The organism is Aggregatibacter segnis, assembly GCF_003130075.1.
GTDB lineage: Bacteria > Pseudomonadota > Gammaproteobacteria > Enterobacterales > Pasteurellaceae > Aggregatibacter > Aggregatibacter segnis_A.
Genome location: NZ_NRCW01000004.1, coordinates 266,396 through 285,252, shown reverse-complemented (window position 1 = coordinate 285,252; position 18,857 = coordinate 266,396). Strand labels below are relative to the sequence as shown.

At 41.7% G+C, this 18,857-nt stretch carries 19 protein-coding genes and 1 tRNA gene; 9 read left to right on the top strand and 11 right to left on the bottom strand.

Features of this window, described 5'->3' with window-relative positions:
- Positions 1 to 13 precede the first annotated feature (13 nt).
- A complete protein-coding gene (locus DK415_RS06670) occupies positions 14 to 886 on the top strand; it encodes a ferritin-like domain-containing protein (RefSeq protein ID WP_109432965.1) in 873 nt (290 codons plus the stop codon).
- A 35-nt stretch (positions 887 to 921) separates the two neighbouring features.
- On the opposite strand, the gene DK415_RS09465 is transcribed toward DK415_RS06670, so the two are convergent.
- From DK415_RS09465 to DK415_RS06660, 3 genes are all read right to left on the bottom strand, one after another.
- The gene (locus DK415_RS09465; protein WP_162540478.1) at positions 922 to 1,044 is read right to left on the bottom strand and encodes a lipoprotein; all 123 of its coding nucleotides are present in this window, start codon (positions 1,042 to 1,044) and stop codon (positions 922 to 924) included.
- Positions 1,045 to 1,782, bottom strand: coding sequence for a phosphotransferase (locus DK415_RS06665; protein ID WP_239305586.1), 738 nt, complete (start codon positions 1,780 to 1,782; stop codon positions 1,045 to 1,047).
- Positions 1,783 to 1,848: 66 nt separating this feature from the next.
- Positions 1,849 to 2,493 carry a hypothetical protein gene (locus DK415_RS06660; protein WP_109432963.1) on the bottom strand — a complete coding sequence of 215 codons (645 nt, stop codon included), beginning with the start codon at positions 2,491 to 2,493 and terminating at the stop codon, positions 1,849 to 1,851.
- Positions 2,494 to 2,576: 83 nt separating this feature from the next.
- Between DK415_RS06660 and DK415_RS06655 the strand changes: the two genes are divergently transcribed.
- Entirely contained in the window at positions 2,577 to 3,161 is a 585-nt protein-coding gene (locus tag DK415_RS06655) for a YceB family lipoprotein (protein ID WP_109432962.1), read from the top strand.
- A 54-nt stretch (positions 3,162 to 3,215) separates the two neighbouring features.
- Here DK415_RS06655 and nagK read toward each other — a convergent pair whose 3' ends face one another.
- Both nagK and DK415_RS06645 read right to left on the bottom strand, forming a co-directional pair.
- On the bottom strand, positions 3,216 to 4,130 hold the full coding sequence (gene nagK, locus DK415_RS06650; RefSeq protein WP_109432961.1) for an N-acetylglucosamine kinase: 915 nt from the start codon (positions 4,128 to 4,130) through the stop codon (positions 3,216 to 3,218).
- 60 nt (positions 4,131 to 4,190) lie between these two features.
- The gene (locus tag DK415_RS06645; protein ID WP_109432960.1) at positions 4,191 to 4,931 is read right to left on the bottom strand and encodes a phosphatase PAP2 family protein; all 741 of its coding nucleotides are present in this window, start codon (positions 4,929 to 4,931) and stop codon (positions 4,191 to 4,193) included.
- A 75-nt stretch (positions 4,932 to 5,006) separates the two neighbouring features.
- On the opposite strand from DK415_RS06645, the gene ribA reads away from it, so the two are divergent.
- Positions 5,007 to 5,660, top strand: coding sequence for a GTP cyclohydrolase II (gene ribA, locus DK415_RS06640; RefSeq protein ID WP_109127816.1), 654 nt, complete (start codon positions 5,007 to 5,009; stop codon positions 5,658 to 5,660).
- A 134-nt stretch (positions 5,661 to 5,794) separates the two neighbouring features.
- On the opposite strand, the gene DK415_RS06635 is transcribed toward ribA, so the two are convergent.
- Together DK415_RS06635 and DK415_RS06630 are read right to left on the bottom strand one after the other, a co-directional pair.
- Positions 5,795 to 7,333, bottom strand: coding sequence for a peptide ABC transporter substrate-binding protein (locus tag DK415_RS06635; RefSeq protein WP_109432959.1), 1,539 nt, complete (start codon positions 7,331 to 7,333; stop codon positions 5,795 to 5,797).
- 52 nt (positions 7,334 to 7,385) lie between these two features.
- On the bottom strand, positions 7,386 to 7,751 hold the full coding sequence (locus DK415_RS06630) for a YbaN family protein (RefSeq protein ID WP_109432958.1): 366 nt from the start codon (positions 7,749 to 7,751) through the stop codon (positions 7,386 to 7,388).
- Between the two features lie 121 nt (positions 7,752 to 7,872).
- Here DK415_RS06630 and prlC point away from each other — a divergent pair, with 121 nt between their 5' ends.
- Positions 7,873 to 9,912 (top strand): oligopeptidase A, encoded by a 2,040-nt coding sequence (prlC, locus tag DK415_RS06625; protein WP_109432957.1) that lies wholly within the window; start codon positions 7,873 to 7,875, stop codon positions 9,910 to 9,912.
- A gap of 124 nt (positions 9,913 to 10,036) precedes the next feature.
- On the opposite strand, the gene crr is transcribed toward prlC, so the two are convergent.
- The 4 genes from crr to rsgA form a co-directional block, all read right to left on the bottom strand.
- Complete coding sequence (gene crr, locus DK415_RS06620) at positions 10,037 to 10,537, bottom strand: PTS glucose transporter subunit IIA (RefSeq protein WP_048750187.1); 501 nt, start codon at positions 10,535 to 10,537, stop codon at positions 10,037 to 10,039.
- Positions 10,538 to 10,600: 63 nt separating this feature from the next.
- A complete protein-coding gene (gene ptsI, locus DK415_RS06615; protein ID WP_006717735.1) occupies positions 10,601 to 12,328 on the bottom strand; it encodes a phosphoenolpyruvate-protein phosphotransferase PtsI in 1,728 nt (575 codons plus the stop codon).
- Positions 12,329 to 12,465: 137 nt separating this feature from the next.
- Positions 12,466 to 12,723, bottom strand: a complete 258-nt coding sequence (ptsH, locus tag DK415_RS06610) for a phosphocarrier protein Hpr (protein WP_006717733.1) — start codon at positions 12,721 to 12,723, stop codon at positions 12,466 to 12,468.
- A 206-nt stretch (positions 12,724 to 12,929) separates the two neighbouring features.
- Positions 12,930 to 13,970 carry a small ribosomal subunit biogenesis GTPase RsgA gene (gene rsgA / locus DK415_RS06605; protein ID WP_109432956.1) on the bottom strand — a complete coding sequence of 347 codons (1,041 nt, stop codon included), beginning with the start codon at positions 13,968 to 13,970 and terminating at the stop codon, positions 12,930 to 12,932.
- A 72-nt stretch (positions 13,971 to 14,042) separates the two neighbouring features.
- Between rsgA and orn the strand changes: the two genes are divergently transcribed.
- From orn to mutL, 5 genes are all read left to right on the top strand, one after another.
- Positions 14,043 to 14,591: an oligoribonuclease gene (orn, locus tag DK415_RS06600; RefSeq protein ID WP_109432955.1), complete on the top strand. Its 549-nt coding sequence runs from the start codon at positions 14,043 to 14,045 to the stop codon at positions 14,589 to 14,591.
- A gap of 98 nt (positions 14,592 to 14,689) precedes the next feature.
- Positions 14,690 to 14,765 (top strand) — tRNA-Gly (locus DK415_RS06595).
- Between the two features lie 164 nt (positions 14,766 to 14,929).
- Positions 14,930 to 15,406 carry a tRNA (adenosine(37)-N6)-threonylcarbamoyltransferase complex ATPase subunit type 1 TsaE gene (gene tsaE, locus DK415_RS06590; RefSeq protein ID WP_109432954.1) on the top strand — a complete coding sequence of 159 codons (477 nt, stop codon included), beginning with the start codon at positions 14,930 to 14,932 and terminating at the stop codon, positions 15,404 to 15,406.
- A gap of 12 nt (positions 15,407 to 15,418) precedes the next feature.
- Positions 15,419 to 17,008 (top strand): N-acetylmuramoyl-L-alanine amidase, encoded by a 1,590-nt coding sequence (locus tag DK415_RS06585; protein ID WP_109432953.1) that lies wholly within the window; start codon positions 15,419 to 15,421, stop codon positions 17,006 to 17,008.
- Positions 17,008 to 18,855, top strand: coding sequence for a DNA mismatch repair endonuclease MutL (gene mutL, locus DK415_RS06580; RefSeq protein ID WP_109432952.1), 1,848 nt, complete (start codon positions 17,008 to 17,010; stop codon positions 18,853 to 18,855). Before DK415_RS06585 ends, mutL begins: the two co-directional genes overlap by 1 nt.
- Positions 18,856 to 18,857 lie beyond the last annotated feature (2 nt).

The window sequence follows — 18,857 nt, the reverse complement described above, 5'->3', positions numbered from 1 at the left end:
AACGAGGGAAAAAATGACCGCACTTTATGCCGCTCAAGATTTTTGGCATGCCGTTACCACGGCACTGCAAACCACAGATCCGTTAGAAAAATGCCGCTTAGTAAATCATCTTTATGATGAGCTATTACCGCAGATTAAATTGGCGGAATTATCCGATTTTCCGGAAGTGATACCACAAATGGATCTTGCCGGTATTCCGGAGAAGCCGTTACTCGTTGCACCGAAAGATGTGCCGAAACGTTCTTTCGCCACAGAAGAAGGTTATGCCGCAACGTTGCACGCTATTGCCCATATTGAATTTAATGCCATTAATTTAGGCTTAGATGCTGCTTGGCGGTTTGGCCGAAATGCGCAACAAGAATTAGGCGAAGGCATGGCATTTGTAAAGGATTGGCTGCGTGTCGCACGTGAAGAAAGTACACACTTTTCCTTAGTCAACGCGCATTTGCAGACCCTTGGATATCAATATGGCGATTTTGAAGCCCATGCAGGTTTATGGGAAATGGCACAGGCAACCGCGCATGATATTTGGGAACGAATGGCATTAGTGCCGCGTGTACTGGAAGCGCGAGGGCTGGATGCCACACCTGTGTTACAAGAAAAAATTGCACAACGAAAAGATATGGCTGCCGTCAAGATTTTAGATGTGATTTTAACAGATGAGATCGGGCACGTTTATATCGGCAATCATTGGTATCATGCGCTTTCCGCCAAACGCGGATTAGATGCCATGAAATGCTTTACCGAATTGCTGCATAAATATCGAATTGTAATTTTTAAAGGGGTAATCAACACAGATGCCCGTTTACAGGCCGGGTTCACGCAACATGAATTAGATTGGATTTATGAAGTGGAACAGACATTAAAGTCGTACGTTAAACATTAAAAAATGCCCGATAAGAAATATTATCGGACATTTTTTTAGAATCGAACGCCAGTGCCAACACCAACGCCGACACCATTAGAACCGCCACCAACACCGACACCGACGGAACAGGCGCTGAGAGTCAAAACAATAAATAATGTCATGATGATTTTTTTCATTTAGTCCTCTTTTTTCACTTGTTCAATATTCTGGTATAGCCGATAAATCCCGATAAGATCCCGCTTGGCGATAGATTTAAAGGGCAACAATAAATAGTAAATACAACGATAATGCTCTACGGATGCCAACATATCCAGCCACTCCTGTGGCTCGCAACATTCACGGTATTTTCGCATAACATCGCAAATGATCTCATCGGACAATTCATCTTCACGACATAAATTATAGATAAACAGCAACAAATCACGCGCTTTTTGCTTACTTAAAGCCCGCTTGGTCGCATTCACTTCAAAATCAATAAACAACACTTGACCATCACGCCATAGGATATCGCGAATTGCCGGACGTCCGTGCACCAACCCTTGTTGATGCAAAGTCGCCAATGCCACCGCCGCATCCAATAAAATAGCGCGTTTTTGTTGTTCGGAAAGATGAAGCCCCATCCAATGGGCCACACTGTTCCCGCCGTCTTCCAACACCAAAAAATCCTCACCAAACATTTCAAGGCGCGGCACCGGCGCATCATGTTCCGCAAGATATTGCAAACTTTGAATTTCGTTTTTAAACGCTTGTTTCGGTTTCGGCTTCAAAAAATGCCACACACCGTGTAATTGTTCCGGTTGTTTTAACCAAAACTCTTTATCGTTATAAGTAAAATGATATACGCGCTCACCTTTATGCTCAGCAAGGATTTGCTGAACATATTCCTCAAAGGATAATGCGGATAATTGCGACATATTTTTGTTCTCCACAAACATAAAGTGCGGTCAAAATTAACCGCACTTTTAAGCCAATAGCCCGTGCTATTTTTTAATTAAACTTAATTTAGCCACACGATCACCGGCTAATTGACAATCCATTTTATAAAATTGGTTGCCGTTTAAACGAACATCCGCGGTAAGACGCGAATCACTGTTAGCATGATTCGCTGAACTGCGGAATACCCGTGAGGTTTGTGCAACCTGCTGAATTTTTGCAATGCAAAGGTAATTCAATTTAGCATCATTACCGGTTTTTATGTTGGACGCCCCTTTATCTGCGCTGTTTGTTCCCAACATTTTGTACAATTTAGCCCCTTCGGCAACTAACGCGTTATGCGATTCATTGGCATCATTTACGTTGTAAACTTTACCGTTTTCTTGCACAGCAGACACTTTCCTGGCTTTATAGAAAAATAATTTATTCTCGCCGTCGTGCGTAACTTTAATCAATTCCGGTTGTCCATTAAGATACGCGACATAATGGGTATTGTTATGCGTATATTCAAAGCGTGGCAATGTTTCCGCTTTTTGTACAAAAGCATTAACATCAAATTTTGCTGCGGATGTTGAGCCGGCCTCAATAACCGCGCCCGGTTTGTGAGTATTGCTCGACGGAAATAAAGATCCGCACGCAGAGAGCAATAGAATGGAAGAACATAATGTTGCTTTGACGATATATTGACGCATAAAAACTCCTGAAACCAATAAAAGTGCGGTCTAGTTTAACCGTTTTTTGATTTTTTTTAAACCTTACGCATTGGAGAACATCTATGTTTACATGGTTAAAACAAAAAGGCATGACTTTCATTTGTGCCTGTTTACTGACATTCACATGCTCAACTTCCGCTTTTGCCCTGGCTATCGGCGAAAGTGAAATTAACCAATTACTCAAACAACACAATCATTATAAAAACAGTTATGGCATTCCGGGACTCGCCGGCGTGGACTACAACCTGCATGATTTCAGCGCCAAAATTGGGCAAACGGCAGAAAAACGATTGGAATTAAACGGCATTATCGATGGCTTATTTCAACTCCCTAGCGATAAATTTTCTGCCAAATTGAATCTCACCTTCGACACCGTGCCATATTATGATGCAGAAAAAGGCGCCGTCTATTTGAAAGATATTCGTGTGCTTCGTTGGTCCGGCTCGCCACAACAGTATATGGGGCAAGTGCAAAATCTTATCCCTCTACTTGCTAACAATATTTCTGCTTATTTGAGCAGTACACCGATTTATACGCTGGATGAAAAGAATCCTCGGGATAAAATGATCAAGCAAATCGCCAAAGCCATTCGTGTAGAACAAGGCAGACTGGAAGTGGAAACCGTTGATAATTTGTTAAAACCATAATCTCAAAGAAAAAAGAAAGGCTGAAATATATTCAGCCTTTTTATTTTTTAATCATTAGCGGGATAAAAACAATGCAGCCGCACCACGTACGCCACCGGAATCACCGTATTTGGCTTTTTTAATCACCGGTACTTTAGCGCTACGCATTAAATGTGGCGGTAGCGCTTTTGGTAACGCTTCGTATAAATAATCGAAATTGGATAATCCCCCGCCAAGTACAACAAGATGCGGATCGAAAGCCGTAATAATGTTGCCGATAGAAATCGCAGCAAGCTCCACAAAAACGCCGACAAAATCCACCGCACTTTTATCGCCCGCATAGAAACGTTGAATGATGTCTTTTGCCGGTAACGCTTCGCCTTTCAAATCGCGGTATAACATTTCAAAACCACGACCGGACAAATAAGTATCCAAACACGCTTTGTTTCCGCAACCGCAATCATAAATCGGCGCCTTATCCCAACCGAGCAATTTCAAGGCGTGGTAGTTCAGTTGCAAATGCCCTAGTTCACCCGCCATGCCCGTTTGTCCTGAATGAATTTTGCCATTCAATACAAATCCGCCACCAAAACCGGTCCCTAAAATCAAGCCTAACACCGAAGGATATTGTGCATTTTCAGCATCCCAAGCTTCTGATAATGCAAAACAGTTTGCATCATTCTCGGCGCGAACTTCACGGTCTAACAGCGCAGATAAATCACGCAAAATGGGTTTATTATCTGCCACGCGAATATTGGTAATTTCAGCAATGCCGGTAGCTTGGTTCACAAAGCCAGGGATACCTAACCCCACAGACCCTTTGCAACCAAATTTTTCATCGGCTTTTTTCACTAAATTGACAATGGCATTCAACCAATCTTCATAGCTGTTTTTCGGTGTTTCCACCCGCTCGCTATATTGCTTCTCTAACTGAGAATTAAACACCGCCAATTCAATTTTGGTGCCCCCAATATCAAGCCCGTATAACATACGCTTCTCCTTTTACACGACTTAACAAATACCTGAAAAACCTACCGCACTTTTAGCCACTTATTCCGTTTTTTGGAAATACTGTTTTTTCGCTAAAAATGCAAAAATCACCCAATGTACTAACCACGCAATTAACACGGAAATCAATAAATCAATCGGATAATGCATGCCGAAACGTAAACGGCTGACCAACATCAACACCGACCAACAGCTCATAAATGCAATTAATAATTTTGCACGCCCTTTTCGATTACCGATTAATTGTACGAATCCTACCGTTAACATAAGCCAGCTGGCCGCAAAAATCGTATGTCCGGATGGAAAAGAATAGCCGACTTCGCTCGCGTAATGTCCTTTAATCCATTCCGGTACAGCGTCTTTCATTTGATAGAATTGCTCAACAAATTGCGCCCGTACTTTACGATCTTGCGCATAAAAAGCCTCAGTGCTTGTGCCGGTCTGCTCGACGACATACGTCACGAAAGGTCGTGGTTCGGTAAATGCATTTTTCAATCCGGATTTCAGCCCTTGCGTCACAACCATTGAAAAAGCCATTACAGCAACAGCTAAAATCCATTGTTTTCGCTGAGGAAATAATGGTAAAAAAAGCAACGCAAAAACGCCGCAAGTGATAATGGCGTAAGGCACACTCCCACTTTCTGTCAACCAATATAGAGGATGCTCGTAGTCTTCAAAAATGAGACTGCCACTCCACTGCCAAGAGAACAACCAGACAAAAAGAGGGACAAGACAAAGCAATAGTGTATATAATGACAACCTTTTTAACATATTCATAACCATAGATAAAATTGAGCCATCATTTTATCACCAGAACTCGGCAAAAGAAAAAGAATAAGGACAAAATAAGGACACGTTATGGCAAAAATTGAACTCGTTGCCCAAGCCAATTTACCGACAGAATTCGGGCTATTTAAAATTGTGGGATTTGAATTTCCCGACACGAAAAAAGAACATGTTGCTTTAGTCTTGGGCGACATTAGCCATTCAGAAGAACCCGTCTTAGCACGCATCCATTCCGAATGCCTCACCGGCGATGCCTTGCATAGTTTAAAATGTGACTGCGGTTTCCAGCTTGCCGCCGCATTACGCCAAATTCAACAAGAAGGTCGCGGCGTATTGATTTATCACCGTGAAGAAGGTCGCGGCATTGGCTTAATTAACAAAATCCGCGCTTATTCTTTGCAAGATAAAGGCATGGATACCATCGAGGCTAATTTGGCTTTGGGCTTTGCTGCCGATGAACGCAATTTTAGCGTGTGTGCAGACATTTTCGATTTATTGGGCGTGAAACAAATTCGCTTACTCACCAATAACCCTGAAAAAATTGAAACCATGAAACAATCCGGTATTAATGTGGTAGAACGTGTGCCCCTGAATGTTGGCGAAAACCGCTATAACACGGCTTATTTAGATACCAAAGCCAAAAAAATGGGCCATTTTATCGTGCATAACGGCGAACAACATTTAATGGAATGCCCGTATTGCCAAGAAGAAGTGCCGAAAAAATAACAGCCTCACATTAAATAAAAAAGCACAAACGTTCATTGCGTTTGTGCTTTTTGTTTTTCTAAGGCAGCTATCTCAAATAGCTATCCAAGCATACTTTTAACACTTAAATAAACGTTCCTATTTTCAACCGCACTTTACTCAATCCGTCGGAACAAATCCTTGCTGTAAATAACCTCTGTAGGATTGTCTGAATCATAACCGTTTAAGGTTGGATGAAGATAAACAGGAAGCCGGGACTGATATAGTGGCAACACCACATTTTCTTCCTGCAAAATTTGCTCAATTCGGCTATAAAGTGCGGTACGTTCTGCCGATGGAATTACCTTTAAGCTTTGCTCAAACAAACGATCCACTTCTTCGTTACGATAACCGCTTTTATTATCCGGACTATGGCTATAGAACAAACTTAAAAATGCGGAGGGTTCGTTATAATCAGCACACCAACCGGAACGGGCAATATGGAAATTGCCTTTGGCAATATTTTCTAATAACTGTGATTTCGACATGCCTTCGCCAATAATTCGGATCATATCTGACTGTGACCACATACGAATCACCCCTTGCACTAACTGGTTATGTAGTTCCGATTGATCGTAGCTTAACGTCAATTTTAACGGGGCTTTTTCGCTAATTTGACCTTGGCTCAATAATTGTTCTACCGGTGTTTGTTCCCAGTGACTTTCCGCCGTTTGCATAGACTGCGGTAAGAAATTATCCGTTAAATAGAACCGACTTGGGTTTTCAGGCAGTAAACGACGAGGAGATGTCAGCATCGCCAAAGCTTTACGCACGGAACTTTGTGCCAATTGCGGCATGTTGAAATTAAACGCATAGAAATAAGTACAGAGCTGCGGAAAATATTGTGTCTGTTCAACGTATTGCTGTGGTTGCCACACAATATCTAATGCGCCCACTTCCTGTTGTGAGGTGATTTTTTGATAATCCACGTTTTTGAAGGAAACTTTTTCTTTCGCCCAATAGTGTGGATTCTGTTCGAGATGAATAAGCTCACCTTGCTGACCGCTAACTTGATACGCCCCATTGGTCACGATGCCTTCATGAGGTTGTAAATATTGCGGCAACAAGCTGCTATGAGCCAGCATGTGTGGCAAATATGGCGTTGGTTTATCTAAGGTTAAACGTAAAGTGCGGTCGTTTTCCGCCACGATTCCCAGCGCCTCCGGTGGCAGTTCCTGCTTTAATACTTTCTCCGCATTGAGCAGATTCATGTACGCCAGATAATCTTTTAACGGGCTATTAGATTTCGCCAATGCCTGCCAGCTTGCCACGAATTGCTGAGCCTTCACGGGTTCACCATTGGACCATTTAGCAGTTTCGCGTAACGTAAATTGCCACGTTTTATTGTCTTGAGTTTGCCAATTTTCCGCCACCGCCGGCACGATATTGCCTTTGGTATCGTAAATCACCAATCCTTCAAAAAGATCACGCAGAAAAGCAACTTGATCAATGCTAGACGCTTGTTGTGGATTGAGAAATAAATCGGAATAAACACCGCGAACTAATCGTTGGCGACGGGATTGAGAGAATTCCGGTGTTGCAGATGCATCAACCGTTAGAGAGGTTTCGGCGGGCTTTTGAGCGTTTTCATCACATCCGTTGAGAAAAAAAACACCTAAAAAAAGTACCGCACTTTTAAAGTGGAAAATACGCATTGAAATACATTCATGAAATAAGTTGCGCACATTATACACGAATGTTTGAAGCTTACTCTGCTTCGAGGGTTTTAATCCAGAAAAAGAAAAACCAATATTTAATCAACAACACAGTCATGATGATGCTTTTGCCGATAATGCTTGGTGTGAAATAAAAACCCATTAACAACATCGTAGTGGAAAAGCTCAAAATGTAAATTTTGGCTTTTTTAGTTAAAGCGCGTTGTTCATGAAAATCTTTTAAATGTGCTTGATAAATCTTTGTGCCCACAAACCAGTTGTGTAAACGTTTTGAACCTTTTGCAAAGAAAAACAACGTTAAAAGCAAAAATGGCGTGGTCGGTAAAATAGGCACAACAATACCAATAAGACCTAACGCCAAAAAAACAAAACCTAATCCAATGTAAAAGTATTTCATTGCAAACCTCAAAATAAAAATTATTCGCAATCATAATTGAATTGGTAGATTTTTCAAGCTTGAAATCATAAAATCGAGCCCAATTTTACTCACTACATTTATTTATATTAAGGATAGCTTCATGACAAACCCATTACTGACGCCAACCGCACTTCCTGCATTTTCTAAAATTGAACCGCAATATATTGAATCCGCCATCAAACAACTTATTCAAGAAAACCGCGAAACGGTAGAACGCGTGGTAAATCAACCGCACTTTACTTGGGAAAATTTCATTCTACCGTTAACCGAAGCCGGTGATCGTTTAAGCAAAGTATGGTCGCCAATCTCTCATTTAAACTCGGTGAAAAATAGCCCAGAATTACGCGAAGCCTATCAAGCCTGTTTGCCATTATTAGCCGAATACAGCACGTGGGTCGGTCAACATCAAGGGTTATACGAAGCCTATTTACAATTAAAAAATAGCCCTGAATTTGTCGGTTATACTCAAGCGCAAAAGAAAGCTATTGAAAACAGCTTACGCGATTTCAAATTATCGGGTATTTCCTTGCCGGAAGAAAAACAAAAACGCTATGGCGAGATTGCGGCCCGCTTGTCCGAACTGAATTCACAATTTAGCAATAACGTATTAGACGCCACCATGGGCTGGGAAAAGATCGTTGAAGATGTCAACCTGCTCAAAGGCTTACCGGAATCCGCACTGGAAGCGGCCAAACAATCCGCAGAAAGCAAAGGTGTCACAGGTTATCGCTTCACCTTGGAATACCCAAGCTATATTCCCGTAATGACGTATTGTGAAAACCGTGAATTACGCGAGGAAATGTATCGCGCCTTTGCCACCCGCGCGTCCGATCAAGGGCCAAATGCCGGTAAATGGGATAACTCGGCGATTATGCAAGAGATCCTCACTCTACGCGTGGAATTAGCCAAATTATTAGATTTCAACACCTACACCGAATTATCTCTCGCCACCAAAATGGCAGAAAATCCGCAGCAGGTGTTGGATTTCTTAGAAAATCTCGCCACACGCTCTAAAGCCCAAGGCGAACGTGAATTACAAAAATTAAAAGACTTCTGCAAAACGCACTATAATTTGACCGCACTTGAGCTTTGGGATCTGTCTTTTTACAGCGAAAAACAAAAGCAACATTTATATGCCATCAACGATGAAGAATTGCGTCCGTATTTCCCGGAAGATCGCGTATTGAGCGGTTTATTTGAATTGATTAAACGCATTTTTAATATTCGCGCGGTGGAGCGCCATGGCGTTGAAACCTGGCATAAAGATGTGCGTTTCTTCGATTTACTTGATGAAAAAGATGACGTACGCGGTAGCTTCTATTTAGACTTATACGCTCGTGAACATAAACGCGGTGGCGCTTGGATGGACGATTGTATCGGTCGTCGTAAAACGATTGACGGCAGCCTACAAAAACCGGTGGCGTACTTAACCTGTAACTTCAATCGCCCACTTGGCGACCAACCGGCCTTATTCACGCATGATGAAGTCACGACGCTATTCCATGAATTCGGTCATGGATTGCATCATATGTTGACTCAAATTGATGTCGCCGATGTTGCGGGCATTAACGGTGTGCCTTGGGATGCCGTGGAATTGCCAAGCCAATTTATGGAAAACTGGTGCTGGGAGGAAGAGGCGCTACAGTTCATTTCCGGTCATTATCAAACCGGCGAACCGCTACCAAAAGAGAAACTCAGCCAATTACTTAAAGCCAAAAATTTCCAAGCTGCGATGTTTGTTTTGCGTCAGTTAGAATTTGCGCTGTTTGATTTCCGCTTGCACCACACATTTGATCCGAACAAGCAAAATCAAGTGTTAGCGATGTTACACGAAGTGAAAAGCCAAGTTGCCGTCATCCCTGGCGCAGAATGGGGAAGAATGCCACATAGCTTCAGTCATATTTTTGCCGGTGGCTATGCCGCAGGCTATTACAGCTATTTATGGGCGGAGGTTTTATCGGCAGATGCCTACTCGCGTTTTGAAGAAGAAGGGATTTTCAATGCCCAAACCGGCCAATCCTTCTTGGATGAAATTCTCACCAAAGGCGGCTCTGAAGAACCGATGACCTTGTTCAAAAACTTCCGTGGCCGCGAACCAGAGTTAGATGCGTTGCTGCGTCACAAAGGTATTGCAAACTAAAAATGCTGAAAAAAATGACCGCACTTTTGCGGCAATCAAAGTGCGGTCATTATTCAATGTGTTTTTGAACTTATAAAAAAGGCTTACTCATAACAAGTAAGCCTTTCGCTTCTTTAAAATCTATTTATTTTTTCAACACCAACACAACGGAATCCCCGGCAACTACTTCACCGGATTTTTTCTCCATATTGGTGATTTCATCCATGTTGGAAATCACCACTGGGGTTAACACAGATTTCGCTTTGGCTTCCAATAAGGCTAAATCCAATTCGATAATGGTGTCACCACGTTTAACGCTTTGACCCTCTTGCGCCACGCGAGTAAAACCTTCACCTTTTAATTCAACGGTATCAATACCAAAGTGAACGAATAACTCAACGCCTTCTTTGGATTCCATAGAAAACGCGTGATTGGTTTCAAAGATTTTACCGACAACGCCATCTACCGGTGCAACCAGTTTGTTACCGGTTGGACGAATTGCGATACCATCACCAACAATTTTTTCGGAGAAAACAACATCCGGAACATCTTCAATATTCACGATTTCACCGGAAAGCGGTGCATAGATTTCTACATCAACTGCTTTCTTATCTTTTGAGCCAAATAGTTTGTCAAATAAACCCATTTTTTATCATCTCCTGAAGTTTAAAATCTGGTCGTATTCTAGCCTAAAAAGCGAAAATTGTATCTAATTTAATGCTTTTTCTGCTAAAAAATCAGCAACTAAGCGCTCAATTTCGGCAGCCGTTGGTTGCTGTAACGCTTTTTCAGCCAAGAGTTTTGCATCTTGATAATTGACGTTACGAATTAATTTCTTAATGCGTGGCACAGAAATTGCACTCATACTAAACTCATCCAAGCCCATACCTAATAGTAAGATCGTGGCATTTTCATCACCGGCTAATTCACCGCACATGCCGGTCCATTTTCCTTCCGCATGAGAAGCATCAATGACTTGTTTGATCAAATTCAGCACAGACGGACTCATTGGGTTATACAAATGAGAAATGAGCTCATTGCCACGGTCCACGGCCAACGTATATTGGGTTAAATCGTTCGTACCAATACTGAAGAAATCGACCTCTTTTGCTAAGAATTTGGCATTCACCGCAGCGGATGGCGTTTCCACCATAACACCGATTTGAATATTTTCATCAAAATCTTTGCCTTCATTGCGTAATTCAACTTTTAATTCTTCAATCACAGATTTAAGCTCTCGAATTTCTTCCACAGAAATGATCATCGGGAACATAACGGCTAATCGACCGTAAGCGGATGCGCGTAACACCGCTCTTAATTGCGCATTTAAAATTTCACGACGATCCAAGGCAATACGAATAGCACGCCAACCGAGGAATGGGTTCATTTCTTTCGGCAAATTCAAATACGGCAATTCTTTATCGCCACCAATATCCATGGTACGTAATATCACCAAATTACCATTCATCGCCTCCACCACTTCTTTATAAGCAATAAATTGCTCTTCTTCTGTTGGTAGCTGATCGCGATCCATAAACAAGAATTCAGTACGATATAAACCCACGCCTTCTGCGCCGTTACGCTCGGCACCTTCAACATCGCGAATGGTACCAATATTGGCTACCACATCCACACGGTGTCCATCTAACGTCAATGCCGGCAAATCTTTTAATTTTGCCAATTCGGCTTTTTCTTCCGCTAACTTCGCTTGCAATGTTTTTAGACGTTGGATTTCGTCTTGGGAAGGGTTAACGTAAACCGCATTATTTAAGGCATCAAGAATTAAGAAATCACCGGTGTTCACCAACTCGGTAACATTGTTCGTCCCGACAATTGCCGGTAATTCAAGAGAACGTGCCATAATGGACGTATGTGATGTGCGACCGCCGATATCCGTCACAAAACCTAACACTTTATCTAAATTTAGCTGTGCTGTTTCAGAGGGCGTTAAATCATAGGCAACTAAAATCGCCTCTTCATTGATTTCACCTAAATCAACGATGTGCATACCTAAAATATTTTTAATCAATCGATTGCCGATATCACGAATATCACCGGCACGTTCTTTTAGGTATTCGTCATCAATTTCAGACAACATGGCGACTTGCTGATCAATAATTACATTGGCAGCTACGGCAGCATTCACCTTATTTGAACGAAGATAATCAAGAATTTCTTCCTCTAACTCCTCATCTTCCAGAATCATCAAATGGCCTTCAAAAATCGCCGCTTTTTCTTCCCCTAAAGAAGCATAAGCACGATCTTTTATTGAATTTAATTGTTCAACTGCCGCACTGCGCCCTTCATAAAAACGCGCGATTTCGGCATCAATTTGGCTCTCTTTAATTTTTTGCGTATCCAGAACAATTTTTTCTTCTTTAAGGACAAGCGCTTTACCAAAAACAATGCCGGGAGAGGCTGGAATTCCTGAAATCATAATGACCTTCTCTATTATCTAAATTCATTGATGTAAATTGAACAAAAATCAATCACCGAACAAATAAAACAAAGCCATAACTCACGGCTCTCCATGCTTTTATTAAAAACATAAGAACGCAAATTATGGCGAAAGAATTATTCTAACGTAGGAATTAATGCAACAAGATGTTCAACCGCTTTTTCCGCATCTTCACCTTCAGCAGAAATCGTAATCACCGTCCCTTGAGTTAATGCTAATGTTTGTAATTTAAATAAACTTTTTGCACTCGCACTTTTTCCTGCAGAAGTAACTGTAATATCTGCGGCAAATGCTTTTGCTTCTTTTACAAATTGTGCCGCCGGACGAGTATGCAAGCCGTTAGGTGCTGTGATTTCAACATCTTTTGAGTACATATGATTTTCCTCTGGAAAAAGTGGATGGGATTCGTTAAATATTTATTTAAATAGTTAAAATAAATATGATGCAGTGTCAGACGAACACAATGAATGCGCAAGACGATTTGGCTTAAAATTTGAATTAGATCACAAAAAAAAAGAAAAATCGGTCATTTCATTAACTAAAAGTTAACATATCATACCTAAAAAATGGTAAACCACTTTTATTCAGCAGAAAAATGGCGCTGCGATTTCATTTCCTTTTTGCTGGTTAACAAACGATGATAATTTTCATAGCGAACAGCACTGATTTTTCCCTCTTCTACCGCCTGACGTAAGGCACATCCGGGATCATTTAAATGCTTACAATCACGGAACTTACAGGTGCCTAGCACCGTTTGAAATTCACGATATCCTTTTGTAATCTGTTCATCTTCCAAATGCCACAAACCAAATTCACGGATGCCCGGCGAATCAATTAAACTGCCACCTTGCGGTAAATGATATAAACGAGAGGAAGTTGTGGTATGTTGTCCAAGACCCGAGGTTGAACTAATTTCTCCGACCAACGCGTCCACCTCCGGCAAGACAGCATTAATCAAACTGGATTTTCCCACACCGGATTGTCCTACAAAAATAGACACGCCATCCGATAAAAGTGCGGTCAGTTTTTCCAGATTTTTTTTATTTTGCGCTGAAACCATCAGCGTTTGATAGCCGATATCACGATAAATTTTCAGCTGTGAATCCACGTCTTGCCATTGTTGTTCCGTCAACATATCGGCTTTATTCAATACAATAATGGGTTCAATGTTGGCTTCTTCGCACACCACCAAATAACGATCAATAATATTCAGCGACAAACTCGGCAATACGGAAGAAATAATGATGATGCGATCAATGTTGGCAGCAATAACTTTAATGCCGTCATAATAATCCGGACGAGAAATTTCATTTTTGCGCCCATGAACCCCTTCGATTACCCCACTTACACCTTGCAACTGCTCATTACCTTGTCGCCAGATCACACGATCGCCTACGACAACACTCGCCAATGTGCGACGCAAGTTACAACGAAAAATCTCACCTTGCGCATTTTCCACATCCGCATGACGGGCATAGCGCGTGACAACCAAGCCATCCTGCGAATCGCCTAACATCTCATCCTGCCAATCAATGTCTTTCTTCTGATGGCGATGTAATACCTTATTATTATTGGATTGAATTCGGCGTTTTTGATTTTGCGTTAATTTGGGTTTACTCATACAAAGTGCGGTCGTTTTTTATAGCGTTTTTCGCTAGAATAAGGAAAATTTTCCCATAGGATACCTTATATAATGACATTAGATAAACAAAATCTGATCTGGATTGATCTTGAAATGACTGGCTTAGATCCGGAAAAAGAACGCATTATTGAAATCGCAACCATTGTGACCGATAAAAATTTAAATATTCTTGCCGAAGGGCCTGTTATAGCCGTCCACCAATCTGATGAATTACTCAATAAAATGAGCGACTGGTGCGTGAAAACCCACACCGCAAACGGTTTGGTTGAACGCGTTAAAAACAGCAAATTAACCGAACGCGCGGCAGAATTACAAACCTTAGATTTCCTCAAGAAATACGTGCCGAAAGGGGTATCACCGATTTGTGGCAACAGTGTGGCACAAGACAAACGCTTTCTCTTTAAATATATGCCGGAGCTTGCAGACTACTTCCACTATCGCCACCTTGATGTCAGTACATTAAAAGAATTAGCCGCCCGCTGGAAACCGGAAATTCTGGACGGCTTTAGTAAACAAAACACCCATTTGGCATTAGACGATATTCGTGAATCCATCAAAGAACTCGCTCACTATCGCGAACATTTTTTAAAGATGGACTAAATCGACGAATATATAAACAAGTGCATCATTTTCATGATTTTATACTTGCACTGCCTAAAAATATTCGTATAATGCCGTCTCATTCATTTGATGTGAATGCGGGAATAGCTCAGTTGGTAGAGCACGACCTTGCCAAGGTCGGGGTCGCGAGTTCGAGCCTCGTTTCCCGCTCCAAATTCACAATCCCTCGCGTTTGCGGGGGATTTTTTTATGCTTAACAAGTAACTTTCATGATGACATTTGTGCCATCACTCTTGGCAACGTTACGCAATCATAAAACTACATAATTCCCTCAAAGTGCGGTACAATCGAGCCTTATTTTTCAACCGATGAAGAAGATGACTGAAACATTAATTCAATATATTTCTGATGAAAATGCCATGTGTGATTTTGGCAAAAAACTCATTGATGCCATTTGCCAAGTGCCCAATCATAAAGGCATTACACTCTATCTGAATGGAGAACTCGGCGCAGGGAAAACCACATTAAGTCGTGGCATGATTCAAGCGTTGGGTTACCAAGGCAATGTAAAAAGCCCTACTTATACGCTCGTAGAAGAATATAAAATTTCAGGAAAAAATATTTATCATTTTGACTTATATCGCTTATCTGATCCGGAAGAACTTGAATTTATGGGCATTCGCGATTACTTCGCAGAAAACACAATTTGTTTAATTGAGTGGGCTGAAAAAGGTGCCGGTTTGCTTGCCTCACCGGATTTACTCGTCAATATTCATTACGCTGAACATGCCCGCAATATTGAATTAATTGCTAAATCGGAAACCGGTCGACACATTATTGAAAAACTGAATTAACCCTTTATCACAATGAAACCCAAAATGATGTTTAGATTTCTTTTGATTAACAGCCTTTTCTTTTTTGCGCTCTCAGCGTTTGCAAATAATACTTGGACGATAGCAATCGACCCGGGCCATGGTGGGAAAGACCCTGGCGCAATCGGACTCAATCTCAAAATTTATGAAAAAAATGTCACACTTTCCATCGCCAAAGAATTAAAAGCGTTACTGGATAAAGATCCTCACTTCCGTGCAGTACTCACCCGTAACGGCGATTATTTTATTTCCGTGCCACAGCGTTCAGAAATTGCTCGTAAATACAAAGCCAATTATTTAGTTTCCATCCATGCCGATTCCTCCGAAACCCCGAATTTACGCGGTGCTTCAGTGTGGGTTCTCTCCAATCGCCGCGCCAATGATGAAATGGGGCAATGGCTGGAAGATCATGAAAAACGTTCAGAATTACTCGGCGGCGCCGGCAACGTGCTTGCTTCACACAATGAAAAATATTTAGATCAAACCGTATTGGATTTGCAATTTGGTCATAGCCAACGCGTCGGATATGAATTAGGCAATATCGTTTTACGCCACTTTTCCCAAATTGCCTCTTTAAGCCGTCCAACGCCACGCCATGCCAGCCTTGGCGTGTTGCGCTCACCGGATATTCCCTCCATTTTGGTAGAAACCGGCTTTCTATCTAATCAAGAAGAAGAACTCAAATTAAGTACACCGGCATATCGTAAAAAAATCGCCCAAGTCATTTACAACGGCTTAGTGGAATACCGCCGTAAAAACTATAAAGACGAACCTAAAATTGCCACAGCAAAAACAGATGAAAAATCGACCGCACTTGAGACAAACGATAGCGCCTTACGCCACACCGTAAAAGCCGGTGAAAGTCTAACAAAACTTGCGGCCAAATACGGCGTAAAAGCAGCGGATATTCTTGCTTTGAATAAATTAAAACGCAAAGAATTGCGAATCGGCGAAACCATTAAAATTCCAAGTAACGGCAAAAATAACGTCAAGGAAAGCGTTGAAGAAAAAGAGAGTCAAACACAAGTTTCTCAGGAAAACCCCCAAGAGATTAAATCTGTCGACATTAAAGATAGTGGTATTCGTCATACCGTAAAACGAGGCGAATCCTTAGGTAAATTAGCCTTAAAATATAAAGTTTCCTCTGCTGACATCCTTACGTTCAATAAACTCAAGCGAAAAGAACTCTTGGTGGGTGAAACCCTGAAAATTCCGGGAGACGCCAAAATAGAAGAAGCAAAACCAACTCAGTCGGTAAAAACAGAAAAAACACCAAAAACAAACGCTCCAAACGCTAAGGAAACCAAATCGACAGAAACTAAGGCTACAGAAAAAAATAAAAAACAAGAGAAATCCAATAACAGCCCTACTAAGCCGAAAGAGCAAAGTAAAAATAAGGTGGAAGTCAAAGAAGCAATACCGAAATTCCATACGGTGCAAAAAAATGAAACGCTTTACTCCATAGCACGTGAATATAAAGTTTCACCGAATAAACTGTTGAAATTAAATCCTAAATTAAAAGATGGCAAAGTGTTAAGCGGACAAAAAATCCAACTGCTTGACGATAATCTAGGGAAAAAATAATGACTATACGTATTTTATCGCCACAATTAGCCAACCAAATTGCTGCCGGAGAAGTGGTAGAACGTCCTGCTTCGGTGGTAAAAGAATTGGTGGAAAACAGCCTGGATGCCGGTGCCGATAAAATTCAAATTGATATTGAAAACGGCGGCGCAAGCCTTATTCGGATTCGCGACAACGGCATTGGTATCGCCAAAGAAGAATTGGCTTTAGCGCTTGCTCGTCATGCCACCAGTAAAATTGCCGATCTTGCCGATTTGGAAGCCATTTTAAGTTTGGGATTCCGTGGCGAAGCCCTTGCCAGCATCAGTTCTGTTTCCCGTTTGACTCTCACCTCTCGTACCGCAGAACAAAATGAAGCTTGGCAGGTCTATGCCCAAGGTCGCGACATGGAAACCACCATTCAACCCGCATCCCATCCGGTGGGGACAACGGTTGAAGTGGCAAATTTATTTTTTAACACCCCTGCCCGCCGCAAATTTTTACGTTCCGAGAAAACCGAATTTTCTCATATTGATGAAGTCATTCGCCGTATTGCATTAGCCAAATTTAATATCAGTTTTACCCTTACACATAATGGCAAAGTATTACGCCAATACAAAAGTGCGGTCACGAATGAACAAAAATTAAAGCGTGTTGCGGCGATTTGTGGGGATGATTTTATTCAGAATGCGTTGCAAATTGATTGGAAACACGATGATCTGCATTTGTCCGGTTGGGTTGCATTACCCCACTTTCATCGCCCGCAGAATGACTTAAATTATTGTTATGTAAACGGTCGTATGGTGCGCGATAAAATCATTACCCACGCCATTCGACAAGCCTACGCTGACTATTTAACCAACGATCAATACCCTGCTTTTGTGCTGTTTATTGATCTCAATCCAAATGATGTTGATGTGAACGTACATCCTACCAAACATGAAGTGCGTTTCCAGCAATCTCGTTTGGTACATGATTTCATCACCCAAGGTATCACCAATGCGTTGGCCTCCGAGCCAATGCCGTTGAATACACCGCCAACAGAATGTGGCGTGGAAGAACCTGCCGGTGTGTGGGAAGTTTCAACGCATACGAAACCTAATCGTTCGGCTGCGGGACAAAATATATTTGCACAACCAGCGACTTATTCCGCCAATGTCCATCAAGAAAACCGATATCACGAATCACCAAAACAGCGGCAAAATCCACCGCACTTTTATGGCGAAACGTCTCCGCGTGAATCAATTACACCAAGCGTGTTAAAAGCCCATCAAGCATTGTGGGCAGATTCTTCCACAACCATGCAAACCAGCGTAACGGAAGTTAAAAAACCGCATACCAATTTCTTGCACGCCCTTGCATTAATTCAACATGAAGCCTTGTTGTTACAGCAAGAACAACGTTTTTATTTGCTCTCGCTTGCGCGTTTGCAACAACTCAAACAAACGCTGAATTTAACTTTGGTGCCAACCTCTCAACCATTGTTGATTCCGATTATTTTCCGTTTATCCGATGCACAATGGCAGGCATGGCTTCAACAAAAAGCCTTTTTCGAGCAAATCGGCTTTGTTTTTATGGAAGAGGCGGCGCAACATAAAATTACGTTACAAAAAGTATCGGCACATTTGCGCCAACAAAACTTACAACACATGATTGTTTCGTTATTAAATCAATCTTTCGAAAATTTACCTGAATTTTTGACCGCACTTTTGGCACCTTTAGCCTCAACGCCAATCACCGTGCTTGCCGATGCGGTAAATTTACTGACCGAAACCGAACAGTTACTCGCGAAGCAGCAGCAAATTCGCCTGTTAGATTTACTGGTAGAAATTGACTGGCAGCCTTATTTAACTCAATTAGCCCGCTAACT

Bases quoted from the DNA above. Each gene is read 5' to 3' on its own strand.
- DK415_RS06670 (WP_109432965.1), top strand. From the start codon at position 14: ATGACCGCACTTTATGCCGCTCAAGATTTTTGGCATGCCGTTACCACG.
- DK415_RS09465 (WP_162540478.1), bottom strand. From the start codon at position 1,044: ATGAAAAAAATCATCATGACATTATTTATTGTTTTGACTCTCAGCGCC.
- DK415_RS06665 (WP_239305586.1), bottom strand. From the start codon at position 1,782: ATGTCGCAATTATCCGCATTATCCTTTGAGGAATATGTTCAGCAAATC.
- DK415_RS06660 (WP_109432963.1), bottom strand. From the start codon at position 2,493: ATGCGTCAATATATCGTCAAAGCAACATTATGTTCTTCCATTCTATTG.
- DK415_RS06655 (WP_109432962.1), top strand. From the start codon at position 2,577: ATGTTTACATGGTTAAAACAAAAAGGCATGACTTTCATTTGTGCCTGT.
- nagK (WP_109432961.1), bottom strand. From the start codon at position 4,130: ATGTTATACGGGCTTGATATTGGGGGCACCAAAATTGAATTGGCGGTG.
- DK415_RS06645 (WP_109432960.1), bottom strand. From the start codon at position 4,931: ATGGTTATGAATATGTTAAAAAGGTTGTCATTATATACACTATTGCTT.
- ribA (WP_109127816.1), top strand. From the start codon at position 5,007: ATGGCAAAAATTGAACTCGTTGCCCAAGCCAATTTACCGACAGAATTC.
- DK415_RS06635 (WP_109432959.1), bottom strand. From the start codon at position 7,333: ATGCGTATTTTCCACTTTAAAAGTGCGGTACTTTTTTTAGGTGTTTTT.
- DK415_RS06630 (WP_109432958.1), bottom strand. From the start codon at position 7,751: ATGAAATACTTTTACATTGGATTAGGTTTTGTTTTTTTGGCGTTAGGT.
- prlC (WP_109432957.1), top strand. From the start codon at position 7,873: ATGACAAACCCATTACTGACGCCAACCGCACTTCCTGCATTTTCTAAA.
- crr (WP_048750187.1), bottom strand. From the start codon at position 10,537: ATGGGTTTATTTGACAAACTATTTGGCTCAAAAGATAAGAAAGCAGTT.
- ptsI (WP_006717735.1), bottom strand. From the start codon at position 12,328: ATGATTTCAGGAATTCCAGCCTCTCCCGGCATTGTTTTTGGTAAAGCG.
- ptsH (WP_006717733.1), bottom strand. From the start codon at position 12,723: ATGTACTCAAAAGATGTTGAAATCACAGCACCTAACGGCTTGCATACT.
- rsgA (WP_109432956.1), bottom strand. From the start codon at position 13,970: ATGAGTAAACCCAAATTAACGCAAAATCAAAAACGCCGAATTCAATCC.
- orn (WP_109432955.1), top strand. From the start codon at position 14,043: ATGACATTAGATAAACAAAATCTGATCTGGATTGATCTTGAAATGACT.
- tsaE (WP_109432954.1), top strand. From the start codon at position 14,930: ATGACTGAAACATTAATTCAATATATTTCTGATGAAAATGCCATGTGT.
- DK415_RS06585 (WP_109432953.1), top strand. From the start codon at position 15,419: ATGAAACCCAAAATGATGTTTAGATTTCTTTTGATTAACAGCCTTTTC.
- mutL (WP_109432952.1), top strand. From the start codon at position 17,008: ATGACTATACGTATTTTATCGCCACAATTAGCCAACCAAATTGCTGCC.